Origin of the sequence: uncultured Granulicatella sp., from assembly GCF_938030755.1 — a bacterium.
In the GTDB taxonomy this organism is placed as follows: domain Bacteria; phylum Bacillota; class Bacilli; order Lactobacillales; family Aerococcaceae; genus Granulicatella.
Window position 1 is genome coordinate 1 of the sequence record NZ_CALHIF010000017.1, and the last position, 16,067, is coordinate 16,067.

16 protein-coding genes are annotated in these 16,067 nt (G+C 36.5%); 2 read left to right on the forward strand and 14 right to left on the reverse strand.

Going from position 1 to position 16,067, the window contains the following annotated elements:
- The 9 genes from Q0594_RS01610 to Q0594_RS01650 form a co-directional block, all read right to left on the reverse strand.
- Positions 1–2,600, reverse strand: a 2,600-nt coding sequence (locus Q0594_RS01610) for a YfhO family protein (protein WP_298729276.1), incomplete at its 3' end; no start/stop codon positions are given.
- Positions 2,590–3,540 (reverse strand): glycosyltransferase family 2 protein, encoded by a 951-nt coding sequence (locus Q0594_RS01615; protein WP_298729277.1) that lies wholly within the window; start codon positions 3,538–3,540, stop codon positions 2,590–2,592. The genes Q0594_RS01615 and Q0594_RS01610, both read right to left, overlap by 11 nt.
- A gap of 137 nt (positions 3,541–3,677) precedes the next feature.
- Positions 3,678–4,322: a TIGR01906 family membrane protein gene (locus Q0594_RS01620; RefSeq protein WP_298729281.1), complete on the reverse strand. Its 645-nt coding sequence runs from the start codon at positions 4,320–4,322 to the stop codon at positions 3,678–3,680.
- A complete protein-coding gene (locus Q0594_RS01625) occupies positions 4,310–5,092 on the reverse strand; it encodes a TIGR01457 family HAD-type hydrolase (RefSeq protein WP_298729283.1) in 783 nt (260 codons plus the stop codon). The genes Q0594_RS01620 and Q0594_RS01625 overlap by 13 nt, the downstream gene beginning before the upstream one ends.
- Positions 5,093–5,911, reverse strand: coding sequence for a YutD-like domain-containing protein (locus Q0594_RS01630; protein WP_298729285.1), 819 nt, complete (start codon positions 5,909–5,911; stop codon positions 5,093–5,095).
- A complete protein-coding gene (locus Q0594_RS01635; protein ID WP_298729288.1) occupies positions 5,904–7,262 on the reverse strand; it encodes a metallophosphoesterase in 1,359 nt (452 codons plus the stop codon). The genes Q0594_RS01630 and Q0594_RS01635 overlap by 8 nt, the downstream gene beginning before the upstream one ends.
- Positions 7,255–7,758, reverse strand: a complete 504-nt coding sequence (ybaK, locus tag Q0594_RS01640) for a Cys-tRNA(Pro) deacylase (RefSeq protein WP_298729290.1) — start codon at positions 7,756–7,758, stop codon at positions 7,255–7,257. The genes Q0594_RS01635 and ybaK overlap by 8 nt, the downstream gene beginning before the upstream one ends.
- Before the next feature lie 105 nt (positions 7,759–7,863).
- Complete coding sequence (gene rho / locus Q0594_RS01645) at positions 7,864–9,132, reverse strand: transcription termination factor Rho (protein WP_005606878.1); 1,269 nt, start codon at positions 9,130–9,132, stop codon at positions 7,864–7,866.
- Between the two features lie 11 nt (positions 9,133–9,143).
- Positions 9,144–10,403 carry a UDP-N-acetylglucosamine 1-carboxyvinyltransferase gene (locus Q0594_RS01650; protein WP_298729295.1) on the reverse strand — a complete coding sequence of 420 codons (1,260 nt, stop codon included), beginning with the start codon at positions 10,401–10,403 and terminating at the stop codon, positions 9,144–9,146.
- A 169-nt stretch (positions 10,404–10,572) separates the two neighbouring features.
- Between Q0594_RS01650 and Q0594_RS01655 the strand changes: the two genes are divergently transcribed.
- Complete coding sequence (locus tag Q0594_RS01655) at positions 10,573–11,565, forward strand: biotin--[acetyl-CoA-carboxylase] ligase (protein WP_298729297.1); 993 nt, start codon at positions 10,573–10,575, stop codon at positions 11,563–11,565.
- 20 nt (positions 11,566–11,585) lie between these two features.
- A complete protein-coding gene (locus Q0594_RS01660) occupies positions 11,586–12,113 on the forward strand; it encodes a biotin transporter BioY (protein WP_298729299.1) in 528 nt (175 codons plus the stop codon).
- Between the two features lie 77 nt (positions 12,114–12,190).
- Here Q0594_RS01660 and Q0594_RS01665 read toward each other — a convergent pair whose 3' ends face one another.
- The 5 genes from Q0594_RS01665 to Q0594_RS01685 all read right to left on the reverse strand — a co-directional run bounded on the left by Q0594_RS01665 (position 12,191) and on the right by Q0594_RS01685 (position 16,041).
- Positions 12,191–12,349: a hypothetical protein gene (locus Q0594_RS01665; protein ID WP_298729304.1), complete on the reverse strand. Its 159-nt coding sequence runs from the start codon at positions 12,347–12,349 to the stop codon at positions 12,191–12,193.
- A complete protein-coding gene (gene agaF, locus Q0594_RS01670) occupies positions 12,339–12,779 on the reverse strand; it encodes a PTS galactosamine/N-acetylgalactosamine transporter subunit IIA (RefSeq protein WP_298729306.1) in 441 nt (146 codons plus the stop codon). Before agaF ends, Q0594_RS01665 begins: the two co-directional genes overlap by 11 nt.
- A gap of 178 nt (positions 12,780–12,957) precedes the next feature.
- The gene (locus Q0594_RS01675; protein WP_298729308.1) at positions 12,958–14,109 is read right to left on the reverse strand and encodes an iron-containing alcohol dehydrogenase; all 1,152 of its coding nucleotides are present in this window, start codon (positions 14,107–14,109) and stop codon (positions 12,958–12,960) included.
- 25 nt (positions 14,110–14,134) lie between these two features.
- Positions 14,135–14,557, reverse strand: coding sequence for an RbsD/FucU domain-containing protein (locus Q0594_RS01680; protein WP_048712408.1), 423 nt, complete (start codon positions 14,555–14,557; stop codon positions 14,135–14,137).
- On the reverse strand, positions 14,557–16,041 hold the full coding sequence (locus tag Q0594_RS01685) for a rhamnulokinase family protein (RefSeq protein ID WP_298729311.1): 1,485 nt from the start codon (positions 16,039–16,041) through the stop codon (positions 14,557–14,559). Before Q0594_RS01685 ends, Q0594_RS01680 begins: the two co-directional genes overlap by 1 nt.
- Positions 16,042–16,067 lie beyond the last annotated feature (26 nt).

Consider the following 16,067-nt stretch of genomic DNA (forward strand, 5'->3'; position numbering starts at 1 on the left):
CCGTAAATTACGATAGAGAAAATAGAAATGATTAAGCCTGCCATAAAGCCATCTGGTAAATAGGTCATCTCAATAGTATGTTCTCCAGAAGTAATTGGGAAGGCTAATAAACTATCCCAAATTTTCTTAGTTCCAACTACTTTTCCATCTACCTTCACTGTCCATCCTCTATCATATGGAATACTTGTCATCATCCAAGTACTATCATCCGTAATCGTTACAGTTCCTTTAAAATTACTTTGATTCCAGTGTTCTACTTGCAAGCCTTGGCGTTGTCGTTCCTCAATAATGCGATTTGCTAAAGCGCCATTCGTTCTTGCTAGACGTAAGCCTGAAAGATTAAATTCTTCATTCGAATCAATTTCAATCGTCAAATCTACTGCTTTTCCATGTGAGTTGTGAGCAATTTGAATTAATTGTGCTTGTTGGAATTTATTTTGGAAATCATAACTATTTTCATTCAGTAAAATTCTAACGTTATTTTTATTTGAATGAGAAAGAATCTGAGGAATTGATACCCAATAATCTTCAGAAGACTGAGGAACTAAATGATACGTAATTTTTCCTGGTTTTGAGGAATCAATTCGTCGATACGTTTCAGGTTTTGAAGAATCAAACACTTCCATATTTTCTAATTTCACATCATTCGCAGCTAGAATCGTTAAGTAAGACTCACTCGTTTGTCCCATTGCCTGTACTATTTTATTGTGATTTTGAATAGGTTGATGATTTGCAAGTTTAACCTTCGTCGTATCATCATTCACTCCAAAAGCAATTGGTAAAATTGACCCGCCTTGATAAGTGATTGTTCTAGTTGCTTCAAACACAGGTTCTTTAGTCGTTATATCCTTTCTGGTTACCATGTTTCCAAATACATACATTTTAGAGGTATCCGGATATTCCTTCGTATATACAGGTTTTGGAGCCACTAAATATTTCACAGAGAATAAAGCATCTTGGAAAGGCGTTCCTTGATAATAAGTAGTAGCATTAATCCCGTTATTTCCTAATCGATCAAATAAATCTCTTGTACTATTTTCTAAGTTAGAACTAAATACAGATAAACCTGGATAGTCCACCATAAACGGATCATTTTTACTTAAATTAAATGATTTATTTATACGATAAAAGTCAGAATGATCCGGTCTAATCGGATTAATCGCTTCTTTTAATTGAAGTACAGCATCATGATACTTATAAGCATCAGTATATCCGACTCTAGACTGGACGATAGCCGCATTTGCCGTCAGTTCAACTACTGTGAGAGCTGCAATAACGACCCATGGTTTCTTTACCTTTGTCCAGAACAAAGCAATAAGGATAATCATATAAATTCCGATTGTGGCTATGCGTTGCCAAACCGTCAAGAATGAATGAGTTTGATACTGAACAATCACAAAAATAATGGCCATACCAACAAATAAAATACTCGCTTCTTTTGGAGTAAAGCGTTCCATTTCTCTTAAACTTAAATAAGAAAGATAAATCAAGAAGAAAGCAATAATCCATGAAAAACGATAGAAGAATCCGGCAGGGTTTTGACCCATATGCCATAATTTACTTGTAAACTCATGGGCACATGAAATGAGGAAAATAGTTAATACAAATCCTGCTGCAATCTTGCCCCATTTTGTAATTTTATTAGAGATAAAATAGTAAAGAGTTCCCAAAATTCCTAAACTTGCAACATAAATATTTGGTAAGTTTGGTCCTGCTGGCCAAGATTCATTGTCGAAAGCTCCTAAAAATAATTTAGCCAAAATTTCTAAAGGATTGATTTGCAAAGTCCATTCAAATTTCAAAGAGCTTTGTAATCCACCTTTTGTAGAGACTAAACTAATAATAATTGGCAATAGAATAACGGCAACCATCCCTACTGCAATAATGGAAGCAGTCGCTAATTTTAACAATCGTTCAAACGTAATTTTGAAGTTCGTAAACTCTTTAGAGCGGATAATATAAAAGAATGCATAAATCACTACAAAAATACAGGTCATATATCCCATATAGAAATGAACAAACAATGCAAGAGCAAGCATTCCGATATAGCCCTTAGGAGATTCATTATCTAAAACTTGTTCTACTCCAATTAATACAAGCGGCAAGACAATCATGCCATCGTAAAAAATAGGGTTCATTTGATAACTAACATTAAACCCATTTAATGCATAGATTGTTGCTACAATTGGTAATAAATATGCTTTTTTCTTTAAGCCATCATATCGCTTTACTAAGAAATGCGTCATTGTTAGACCCATCGTTCCATAACGTAAGGCAATAGTCACAGGAACAACCCATTGAAAATTCTCTTCAGAAAACAGTAGAAACAGAAAGTTAAAAGGACTCAATAAATTAAATCCCCAAATTCCAAGCATTCCTCCTCCAATCGACTTAGAGAAAGAATAGAAAAAACTGCTCCAATCTCCATTTAAAAATAAATGTTTGAAATAGGCATAAAGACCAATATATTGTGCATTAAAATCAACCGCCATTAATGATTTAGCACCAAAAGGGAAAAATCCATCTATGATCCAAGCTACGAGCATAATCAGCATCGGAGCTAGGAAACTAGCTAAATAGACTTTTTTCTTAGTTGTCATTTTGCTCTCCTTTCTGTGTCATGTTGGTTTGATCCACAAGATAATGAGGGCGTTTTTTAACTTCGTAATAAATTTTTCCAATGTATTCGCCTAACACGCCAATAGAAATCAGTTGAATCCCTCCAAAAAGAACTACTGAAAAAATAGTTGTGAAATATCCACTAACCATCGTGTCAGGAGCTACAAAATATTGTACAAATGACCATAATACATAAGCGACTGAAATCATTAAACAGAAAAGACCTAAGTTAATACACATTCGCAACGGTTTGTCATTGAAAGATAAAATTCCTTGAATGGCATAATTTAACGAAAAGCTCAATGAGTACTTCGTTTCTCCCACTGTACGAACTTGATTTTCATATTCAATTACTTTTTCTTTGAAACCAATCCAAGAAAAAATCCCTTTAGAAAAACGATTATATTCTTGTAAAGATAAAATGGCACGAACGGCTTTACGACTGAATAAACGGAATTCTGATACTCCATCCATTAATTCAATGTCCATCATTTTATTTGCTAATTTGTAAAAATGTTTTGCTAAAAACGTACGATGCGGTTTCTCTCCTGTACGCGTACGTCTCGCGCTAACAACATCATATCCCTCTTGATAAGCGGCTATCATCTCAGGTAATAATGCGGGTGGATGTTGTAAGTCTCCATCCATTAAAATCACGGCTTCCCCGGTTGCATATTCAAGACCTGCTATCGTCCCAGCTTCTTTACCAAAATTTCTACTAAAACTAATATATTTTACGCGAGAATCTGCGTCTGCAATAGCCAGCATCTTCTCAAAGGTACGATCTTTACTCCCATCGTTAATAAAAATTAACTCAAATTCAGCTTGTGTGATTTGATTAATTTCTTTTACTAAAGCATTATACATTTTTTGAATCATATTCTCTTCGTTATAAAATGGAATTACAATCGATAATTTCATTGATTCATTCACCAATCCTTAAAAAATTCGCTATCTTTATCATATCATTTTTTCATGTTTAGTGCTTCCAAAAATGAATATTTTTATAAAAAAAGAGAAGCAACCTTCGATAAAAGGTCACTTCTCGTATAAAAAGACTAGATTTCTTTTAAATTTTTAATCAATAAATTGGTTCCCAATAACCCGAGTAGCAATATGCTAAAGACCACAATAAAGCAAACCATAAAAAATTCTTCTGGCAAAGCTAAAATAATAGGATCCTTCTTGGGATCAAAAATCCAAGCATCATTGTTAAAAAAGAGCTCATGAAACTTAATAAATAATGTATTAAAAAAGCTTGCAATTCCAACACAAACAAAAATCGGAACGAGAACCAGCCATCGAATTGGCCTTCTCAAAAGCCATGTTAAACGCCTTTGTTTTAAGGACCGAATTCCAAAAAAGCTGACTAACCCGGATGAAAGGAATATGGCAAAATTAATAAAGAACAACCTTTTGACTTCAAAAAAATGAAATAATCCTTGCTGAGAACTCGTAAAATTACTCATCACCAGTGAATCATTTAACGGATTCGTCAAATATCCTATCAGTTCATGATAATTTGTTTTAAGAACATCTGCACTGTATCCAGTCATTTTTTCTACTCCAAACCACTGAATGGACCAATGGTATAGCGGTTCGAAAAAGATCACAAAGGTAATTCCTAAACTTAACCAGAATAAAAATAGAGCAATAGCTATCCCCCATTTTTGAACTCGATAAGGTCTCATTAAATGTTCCATTTACTCAAATCCTCTACTAAATGGGTTGGTTGTTCCTCTACGTTCAACAATGTTTCTCTTGTAGAAAATCCTGTTAATACCATAATTGTATCCATTCCATATTGAATGCCTGCTTGAATATCTGTTTGGTAATTATCTCCAACCATGGCAATATCTTCTTTTGTGAAATGTGAACTAGGAAACTTCGCATTGAGATAGTCTAATGCAGATTCCATAATGATACTACTTGGTTTACCGATGACAATCGGTTCGACTTGAGTAGCCACTTTTAGGAATCCTGTTATTGCTCCTGAACCAGGAACAGGACCTTTTTCACTCGGTAAATTGGAATCAATATTTGTAACAATATAAGTAGCTCCAGCTCGAATGGCTAAAGTTGCTTTCTCTAAATCTTTATAAGTAACGCTTCGGTCTAAGGATTGTAAGACTAGTTCCGGATTATCTGAATCCAGTATAAAGCCAGCTGCTTTTACTTGATTCTTAATCGCATCTTCTCCAATCACCATCACACGTTCTACAGGATAGTGTGCTTTTATGTAATCTACTGCAGCAACTCCACTTGTATACACTTCAGCTGCTTCAACATTTGTCCCATAATTATCACGCAAGTTTTGGGCCACTTGTTCAGGAGTTTTCGTCGCATTATTTGTTACGAATAAAAACGGGATATTAGCTTCTTGTAGTCGTTTAATAAAAGCTTCTGCAGTAGGAATACGTTCCTTTCCCTTATACATGGTTCCGTCTAAATCAATAAAATATGCTTTATACATTTATTTCCCTCTTTGTTGGTTTTCTCTAATATGGAATCCTTTTTTCTGAGGATTTTTAACGACACTTTTCTTCACCTTGCTACTTGAAGATTTTTCAACTTCTTTCATTGAGAAATGTTGCGAATTTGATTTCTTCGTTTTAGGTTTAAACGTTTTTTCTCCATATTCCTTCATTGTCTCTTTTGGAATAAATTCTTTTAAATTAAAATCTTGTTCTTTTTTATTGCGTGGATTTGTTTCATTATTACGACGCTTTTGACGATTTTGAGATTTCTCTTTGAACTTACGGTTTTGTTGATTTCTCGCAGGAGCATCTAAATCTACTGGACTAAATACATGCTCTCGTCTTGGATTATTTTGGCGTTTTCTTTGAGAATTTCTTTCTCGTCTTGGACGTTGAGGTTTTTCTTCCTCAAGAACAGGTTTGTGTTTTGCCTCAGGATCTCTTTCTAATACAAAATACTGACAGCCAAAATTGCAATATTCCAAAATATACTCTTGTAAATAATCAATATCTCTATCTGGAGTTGCTAATTTATGAGAATGTTTAAAGAAGCCCTTTAATCGTAATTTTTCATGGCCCCAATCCCCTACAATATAGTCATAACGCTCAAAAATATCGTTATAGCGTTCATTGAAAGCTTCAATATTAAATCCGTTTCTATAATCTTCAATGATTTGGTAATGTACCTCATCGACCAAAATCGTTTTTTCGTCCACTACCACCGCTCTTTTTGGTTCCTCATCAGGATTCGTCACAATTTCTTGCAAAACTTGACTCAATTCATCTGAAAGCGTCTCTACGGTTTTCTCAGTCATGATAGTTCCTTTCTTTAAAAATTAATTCTTTTTCAATAATCGTTCTTAATAAATCTGGATATAAAATTTGATTGATCCCTTTTTCTTCAATCATCGGGAAAAAAGGGACAAAACGCATATGGTCTGGGCATACAAATGTAATGATTTCATCGTCTCCTAAAACTTTTCCATCGACGATAATTTCTTCACCCTTTTTAGAAAAACCAGTATATAAGATCTCCCCAAATAGTTTACCACGAAAACCATATCCGCGAATAGCTTTTTCTAATAATTCTGGTTGTTGCTCTTCAAAAACTTGGAGTAATTGTTTAAAATTTTTTACAGAAAATTGACTTTTATTTAAGTGAATCGGATGAGGCATACAGTTATGTAAATCAAACTTCGTTAATGCCCCCTTCTTAAACTCATGTACAAATAGTCCGGTATATATAAATGCAATTGGAATCCCTGTTTGCCTAATCATCGCTTCAAGGGAAAGTTGTGCCAAGTCTCTTACTGAATAATCTGGAATCTGAGTAAGAACAATATTTTCTTTGAGTAATTTGATTCCTTCTTCTAGGTAGATTTTTCCTTCATCAGTCGCAGGATCCTCTTTTAGCGTTTCAACTTCAATCATTCTTTCCTCTAAGGGAATGAGTTTTTCTTTCTCGGTTTTTAAATGGAGCTCTCCAATGTAAGCACCATATTTAAATCCACCTGTTAAGAGTGTTTGGTTCACCCTTTTTCCTTCTTTAAACAAATGATGTGTGTGTGCTCCAAGAATGACTTGAATTTCTGGATACGATTCGGCTATCAAGGTATCCAACTCAATACCCAAATGGGATAAAAGGACAATTTGATTTCCCTCACTAGCGAGTCTTGGAACTAACCTATCGAGCGTTTTTAAAGGGTCTTCAATCCAATATCCATTTGGTTCGTAACTTTCTGGATATGCGGCTGTAAGCCCTAGTATCGCAATGCTACACTGTTCAATTATCTCGAATTGGATTTCAGTTGCATAAGTCGGTGTTTCCCCTGTAGATTGCCACTTCACATTAGAGATAATGACTTTAAAATCCCTTTCCTTATAAGCTCCCTCTAGTTCTTTTGGAGTATAAGCAGTCCCTTCATTATTTCCTAGTGTTACAAAATCTATTCTTTGCTGGTTCAAAATGGTCGACGCAATTTGCCCATTTTTTGCTTCCACTAGAGGATGAACTCGATCAATCAAGTCTCCTAAATCAACTGCCCAAACAGTATGACCTAATTCTTCAAGTTCTTTCCTTCTAGCCCTCATAAAATTCGTTTGCGTTTTTAACGAATGAAAATTTGAGTGCATATCATTCACGTGAAGAATTGTTAAATCACTCATCAATTTCCTCATGACTAGCATTATTAAACAAGGTTGCTTCAGTCATTTTTTGTAAGTCTTTCGGTGCCAACTCCATTTGCAAACCACGCTTTCCCGCTGAGATGCGAATAGTCTTATGGTGCATCGCACTCTCCTCAATAAAAGTTGGAAATTTCTTTTTCATACCGATGGGAGAGCAACCTCCGCGCACATACCCTGTAAGAGGTTCGAGCTGATCTAGAGATAGTAATTCAACTTTCTTATTCCCTGAAATTTTTGCCACCTGTTTTAAATCTAATTCCTTATGAGCTGCAATACAAGCAACTAGATGCCCTGTTCTATCCCCTGTTAACACAATCGTTTTATACACTTCTTCAACAGGAATCCCCATTCCGTCTGCAGCATGAAGCGCATCTAAATGAGCGGTATCTACATCATACTCATGAATAACATAGGGAATCTTGGCTTGTTCTACCATTCTTACAGCATTTGTTTTGATTACTTTTTTCTTTTTCACGTGATATCACTCCTTCTTATATTCTACCATAAGGAGCTTTCTAAATAAAATTCCGTTTGACATAAAAAACAACATCCCCTAAGAAAAAACTTAGGGGATGTTAGATTAACCTAGTAAGTTTAATCGACGAATAAAATCGTCATTGGACTTTGTTTCTTTCAACTGTTTCACTAGTTGCTCACTCGTCTCAAGCCCATCACCTTTAATCGAATGGCGCACTTTCCATATCACGTCAATGATTTCTTTTGAAAGTAACATTTCTTCTTTACGCGTTCCTGAGCGCTTAACGTCAATCGCAGGAAACACTCTTCTTTCTGCAAGTTCTCTTGAAAGATGGATTTCTGAATTTCCAGTTCCTTTAAACTCTTCATAAATGACATCATCCATTCGACTTCCCGTTTCAACTAAAGCAGTCGCTAAAATCGTCAAACTTCCGCCTTCTTCAATATTTCTAGCAGAACCAAAGAATTTTTTAGGGCGATAGAATGCAGCAGGATCAATCCCACCGCTTAAAGTTCTTCCTGAAGGGGGAATCGTTAAATTATATGCTCTAGCTAATCGCGTCAAGCTGTCCATTAAAATAATGACATCTCTCCCGTCCTCCACTAGTCGCAAAGCACGTTCTAATACTAATTCACTAATCTTAATATGGTTTTCCGGCAGCTGATCGAACGTTGAATAAACCACCTCAGCGTTTACTGTGCGTTCAATATCCGTTACTTCTTCTGGTCGTTCATCGATTAATAAAATAATCAACTCAGCATCTGGATGATTTGTCGTAATTCCATTAGCAATTTCCTTTAATAGACTGGTCTTTCCTGCTTTTGGCGGAGCAACAATCAAGCCCCTTTGTCCAAAGCCAATCGGACAAATTAAATCAAGCATTCTAGAGGCGATTCGCCCTCTTGTTGTTTCCAAAATCATTTGCTTTTCTGGATAAAGTGGTGTAAGTCCTGGGAAATGATCTCTTTCTTTTGCCTCTTCAGGATCTTTTCCATTAACAAATCCCACTTGCATTAATCCATTAAACTTTTCACCTTGGCGAGGAGGACGTGCAGTTCCACTCACTAAATCTCCATTTCGAAGATCAAAGCGTCTGATTTGAGAAGAAGAAATGTAAATATCTTCTTGGCTACTTGAGTAGTTGATGGGTCTAAGGAATCCAAAACCCTCTGCACGATTAATATCCAAGACCCCTTCTACTTGAAAAAATCCTGTAGCTTCTTCTTGGGCGCGAATAATCGCAAGTGCCAATTCCTTTTTATTCATCTGACCGTAATAAGGAATTTTATAATGTTTAGCAAAGCCGTACATCTCTTTTAAAGTCTTTTCTTGCAAACTTTGCAAGGTTACAGTTTCTACTTGTTCTGGCATATTGTCCCTTCTTATTCTTCAATCATCGTAATATCAGCACCTAGAGCTTGAAGTTTCTCAACAATATTTGAATAACCTCTAAGAATATGTTCAATATTAGAAATCTTAGTCGTTCCTTCAGCCATTAATCCCGCGACTACAAGTCCAGCTCCAGCACGAAGATCACTTGCAGCAACTTCTGCACCTACTAGAGGCGTTGGTCCTTCAAATGTAATAATATCTTCAATCACTTTTCCATGGGCTCCCATACGATTTAATTCTGGAACATGCCCAACACGTTTTGGATAAATGGTATCTACAATCATTGCAGTCCCATGTGCTTTCATAAATAATGGAGTAATCGTTTGTTGCAAGTCTGTAGCAAATCCTGGATACGGCATGGTTTTAATATTCACTGCCTTAAGATTTGTAGAAGGATAAACATAGATATCATCCTCTCCAACTTCCATCTTGACGCCCATCTCATCCATCTTTGCAATGAGACTTTCTAAGTGTTCAAAAATTACGTTTTTAACGCGAACTCCTTCTCCAACTGCTGCGGCAACTGATAAATAAGTTCCTGCTTCAATGCGGTCAGGGATAATTGTATGACTACATCCGTGGAGTTTTTCTACTCCTTCCACACGAATCATACTTGTTCCTGCCCCTTTAATATTAGCACCCATTTTATTTAACAGTGTCACTACATCGATAATCTCAGGTTCACGAGCAGCGTTCTCAATAATCGTTTTTCCTTTAGCACGAACAGCGGCTAATAAAACGTTAATGGTTGCCCCTACAGAAACAACGTCCATATAAATTTTTGTTCCTACTAGACCTTCTTCATCGGTTGATAAATAGATAGCCCCATCATGATCTACTACATTGGCACCTAAAGCTTTGAATCCTTTTAAATGTTGATCGATTGGTCGTGGTCCTAAGAAACACCCGCCAGGAAGTCCTACCACACCTTCTCCAAACTTCGCAAGAGTTGCTCCCATAAAATAATAAGAAGCTCTCATACTTTGGATTTTTCCTTTTGGCATTGGGATGGATTTCATTTCTGTTGGATCAATGGTTAATGTTCCATCTACAAATTCTGTTTTCACGTTAAAATCATTTAAAATTTCAATTAATGCAGCAACATCTTGGATGTCAGGCACCCCTTCTAATACTACTGGTTCTTCGGCGATAATAGCAGCCGGAATTAAAGCTACTGTACTATTTTTTGCTCCACTAATGGTCACTTCACCTTTTAGCGGTTTACCACCGTTAATGACTAATTTTCTCATACTAAAATTCCTTTCACTAAATCTTCTCAGTTATTATACCATGTTCCTATAAGAATCTGCTATATTTTAAACGTCCGTCGCTATTGTTAACCTTCGAAAATTTGTTAGTTGACAATCGGATTAAATCTGTTACACTTAAAAACATGAATATTGACGAAAGGAGGCCATTATGAGTACTAAACAGGAAGTTTTACGACTATTATATAGCACCGTAGACAAACCCCTTTCTGGACAAGATATCGCTGACCATTTGAATCTTTCTCGAACCGCAGTGTGGAAAGCCATTCAGCAATTAAAGAAAGACGGTTACGAAATTACCTCAAGCACAAAAGTAGGTTATCAATTATCCAGACAGACGGATTTGTTAACCCTTGAAGGCATTCGAACTCATCTAGGTGAACATTTACAAGATTGGGATATTCAAGTCTTTGAGACAACTACTTCAACCAATGATTTAGCTAAAAACTATGGCGCTTCAGGGGCAAGAGTTCCCACCTTCTTTATTGCAGAAGAGCAAACAGCTGGACGTGGCCGTCTAGGAAGAACCTTCCTCTCACCTCCCAAATCTGGTTTATACATGAGTATCTGTATTTTTCCAGAAGGTGACTTGGATAGCATTTCATTAATCACTTGCGCTACAGCAGTTGCTGCAACGCGTGCAGTAGAATATTTCATTCATGAAACAGTTGGAATTAAATGGGTGAACGACCTCTACTATCATGATAAAAAAATCGCTGGTATTTTAACAGAGGCTGTAACGAATATCGAAGCTCAAAGGGTGGATGCGTTGATTGTTGGCATGGGAATTAATTTGCATATCGACGACGCCATTATTCCAGAGGACTTAAAACCGATTATCGGCTCCCTCTTTTCTCCGCAAGAGATTCCAAAAAATTTCAGCCGCAACGAATTTGTAGCTCGTTTCCTTAAAGAATGGAATCAATGCTACGAGGACATCAATTCTGGTAAACGCGACTTCATGGGAGAGTATAAAACTCATTCGATTATTGTCGGGAAAAAAATCAATGTCCTTAGCGGTATGAAAACATATCCTGCCACCGCAAAAAGCGTGGACAATAACGGTCATCTCATCGTCCAAACAGACGATGGATCGATTCATTCATTATCATATGGTGAAGTAAGTATTCGCCCTCAATCATAAAATGTTAGGAGAGTTTTATTATGAAAAAAATTTCAATCAAATATATTGTATTAGCTGCCCTTTTTGGCGCCCTTTGCTATGTATCTAGCTTCTTAAAAATTCCAATTGGGTCAGTCCCTTTTACTGCTCAAACTGCAGCAGTTCTTTTATCGGCATTAATCCTGCCACCATTTGCAGCCTTTGCTTCTCAATTTATTCATTTCTTACTCATCTTCTTATTAGGAAGTGGTACAGCATTATTCATTGCACCATCATTTGGTTTTATTATTGGATTTATCGTAGCGGCTCCAATCGTTTCATTTTTAGCACGTCGCTTTAACAATTTTGTAGGCTTTATTATCGCAGCTCTTGTTGGAGAAGTTATCTTTTATGCCTTTGGAATTCCGTTTATGACCTATGTATTAACAGGATTACAAGGAAAGAACTTTGATCTTCAACAAATTTTAGGATTCGGATTATATCCATTTATTCTTCCTGACTTAGGGAAATTAGTCATTGCGGTGTTTATTGCCGACCGCCTTAAAAAACAGTTTAAAGGATTTATCTAAGCGAATACTCTTTCAAAAGTCTATTCCACAAAAAATAAGCTAGGCTTAATGCCTAGCTTATTTTTTTAGAATTCTAATTACTCCCAGAAATTAACTCCTAGTACATTACCTAAGAATGCAAAACCGATTCCGACAACTAATAGTAGAACGATACAACGTAAAGGCGTCCATTTTTTACACGCTAATAAGTAGTATAGTCGCACAGTAATTTCTATTTCTCTGAAATTAAATTCCATCTATTCCTTCTTCAAGCACTTCATTATGAGGTGTTGGGAGACTCACCCGTTGAATAGCTTCTCGACCTGCTGCTAAACTTTGAGTCAATACTTCTTGAGCGCTTGAAGCGAACTCGCGTAACATCGCTATTTCAATTAACATTGGTAAGTTTGTACCTACGACAACCTCAACATTTTCGAAATCCATTGAAGCTACCACTGCTGATTTGAAAGGACTTCCTCCTAAAAGGTCAGCAAATACAACAATTCCTTCTGTTTTCTCTTGCAACTCTTTCATAGCATCTCTTAGATTATTTTCAAGAGTTTCTATTGAATCGCTTTCTAAAAAAGGCACTACTTTATATGCAGTTTGTTTTCCTGCAATCATTTCTAAAGCATGTCCTACTCCAATTGCAAACTCCCCATGTCCTGTAAGAATTAACCCTATCATTCTATTTCCTCCTATTTTTGTTCTACATCTTAATACTAGACCAGCTAAACTGAAATTTCAAGCGCAATTTATGCGTTTTCATAAATTCTTATCCAGAAATAAATAAGGAGTATTGTCCAAATATTGGGGGGGACAATACTCCACGGTCTAAAAGCTATACGAATTTTTATTTTATCGATTAGAACAATTCTTTGTAGAAAGCAATTGTTTCTTCTAATGTTGGCATGAATGGGTTACCTGGTGCACAAGCATCGATTAACGCATTCTTAGATAGATATTCGAAGTCGAAGTCTTTTTCTTCAATTCCTAATTCAGTTAATTTCTTAGGAATACCAACTGTTTCAGAAAGAGTTTCGATTTCTTTGATCGCATATGCTGCACATTCTTCGTCTGATTTACCTTCAGTTTGTAAACCTAAAGCTTTTGCAACATCACGGAATGCAGCTGGAACACGTTTTGCATTTTCGCGTTCGATAACTGGTAATAACATCGCACAGCATACACCGTGTGGAAGTTTGTAAACAGCACCTAATTGGTGAGCCATTGAGTGAACATAACCAAGTCCAGCGTTGTTGAATGACATACCGCCTAAGAAGATTGCGTTCACCATACCTTCACGAGCTTCGATGTCATGACCATCTTTAACAGCACGTGGTAAGTATTCTTTAATTAATTCAATTGCTCCAATTGATAATTTCTTAGTAACGCCGTAAGCACCTGGAGTTACTAAAGCTTCAACCGCGTGAGTTAAAGCATCCATACCTGTTGCAGCAGTTAATGCTGCTGGTTTAGATACCATTAATTCAGGGTCATTTACAGAGATTAAAGCTAGGCTGTTTTTATCAACCATTACCATTTTAACTTTTCTTTCTTCGTCTGTAATTACATAGTTGATTGTAATTTCAGCAGAAGTACCTGCAGTTGTATTGATTGCTACAACTGGTAAGCCTTTTTTAGCAGATTTGTGTAATCCTTCGTAGTCTTGTGGTTTACCACCGTTTGTTGCAATGATTGAAATACAGCTTGCACAGTCTTGAGGTGATCCCCCACCTAAACTGATAATGAAGTCACAGTTGTGTTCTTTAACTGCAGCAACCCCATCATTAACGTTTTTACAAGTTGGGTTTGGCTCTACGTCAGAGTAAACTACAAAGTCCACACCTGCTTCTTTTAAAGGTCCTGTTACTTTGGGAAGAATATCACTTGATTCGATAAATTTATCCGTTACTAAAAGAGCTTTATGATATCCTAGATCTTTTACGTAAGGTCCAATTTCTTTAACGACTCCTCTTCCAATCAAGTTAATTGCTGGTACATAAAATGTTGACATAATTTTTCTCTCCTAACTAGTAAATTTATAAAACACCTTTTTTCAAGATGATATTTCCGTACAAGGCACTTTCTCCTGTTTGAATCACAAGATAAGCGTCTTTTGCTTGTTCGTAAAACTCAAATCGTTCGAACTCTTTAATGGCTGCTCCTGGGTGATTTTCTTCTAAGAGACGTTTATATTCGTCCCAAATCACTGGAACTGTCGGATCTCCCGGAACGACTTGCATTAGTCCTGCTTGATATGAGCTGTAAGTATCTAATGGTAATACTTGTAGAATTGCTTCTAAAGCTACAGGAACACCATGGCCATCCATACGAATCACTCGTTGCCCGATACGATGAGCTGGGAAGTTTGCATCCGCAAGCACCAATTCATCTCCATGTCCCATTTCCATTAAATATTTCACAAGTTCTGGGCTTAAAATTTTAGGAATTTGTTTTAACATTACTGAATTCCTCTCTTCACTTTATTGAATTTCAAGCGAATTTCTTCCAAATCTGCAACTGTACGACTTTCGTAACGAGTCACTGGTTCAGAAGCTTTAATAATCTCTTGAGCTTCTTTGCGACTACTAATAATTCCAAGAGTAAGCATTTGTGAAAGGATATTTCCAAGCGCACTTGCTTCAATCGGACCAGTAATCACTGTTCGACCTGTAAAGTCAGCTGTTAACTGGCATAGAAGTTTGTTTTGAATTCCTCCGCCGACCATTTGAACAGTTGTCATTTCTTGTTTCGTCAATTCTTCTAATTGATTAATCGTTTCAAGATAAGTTAAAGCTAAACTTTCTAAAACGACACGAACAAGATGCCCTTTCGTTTGTGGAACAACTTGTCCACTTACTTTACACCATTCTTTAATTTTCGATTCCATGTCTCCAGGTGAAGCAAAAATTGGATCGTTTGGATGAATCCATGTTTGGTTGTCTGTTACTGCTTCGGCTAATGTGACCATTTCTCCAAAGCCAACTTCTTCCCCTTGTAAACGCCAGTCTCGTTGTAATTCTTGAATAATCCACATTCCAGTTGTGTTTTGTAAGAGTCTATATTTACCATCAAAACATCCTTCATTTGTTAATCCTGATGCAAATGCTTCCTCTGTAACAACTGGTTCTTCAGATTCAGTTCCTACTAATGACCAAGTTCCGCATGAAATAAAGACTGTGCCTTTTTCCTTCTCATATGGAATCGCTAGCACCGCAGCAGCTGTATCGTGTCCAGCCCCTGCAATGACGTCAAATGAATCTACTTTCAGCTGTTGTGTAATGCGTGGTGATAATTGTCTTAACACCGCACCATTTTTCACTGGATTTGTGAACCATTTACGTGGAATATCTAATCGTTCAAACACTTCTTCAGAAAAATCTTGTGTGAAGATATCCAACAATCCACTCGTACTTGCAATCGTGTATTCATTTGAAAGCACACCTGAAAGTAAGTAGTTAATCATATCTGGAATAAACAACACACGTTGAACGATATTTTTAAGTTGTGGTTTCTCTTGCAAATCTGAATAGATTTGTAAGACCGTATTAATGGTTGCAGGCTGCACACCTGTCTTTTGGAATAATTTTTTCTTCGAGATAGTGTTATAAAATGACTCCTCATATCGACCCATTCGGTTATCTCTGTAACAATGTGGTTGATAGAGCAAATCTCCATTTTGATCTAGATAGGCATAGTCTACTCCCCATGTATCAACAGAGATGGAACGAATCGGAATCGAATCTTTGGAAGCCTTCTTGATTCCTTGCTTAATTTCTCCAAACAAGTGCAACAAATTCCAATACAAACCATCATTAAGATTCACCGGTTCGTTTTTGAACCGGTGAACCTCTGATAATTGGAGGGAGTGTCCGTCATAAATCGCCTGCATAACACGTCCTGAACTTGCACCTAAATCAATGGCTAATAATTTAATCAAGCTCATGTTTTCTCCTCCATTACTAATCCCTA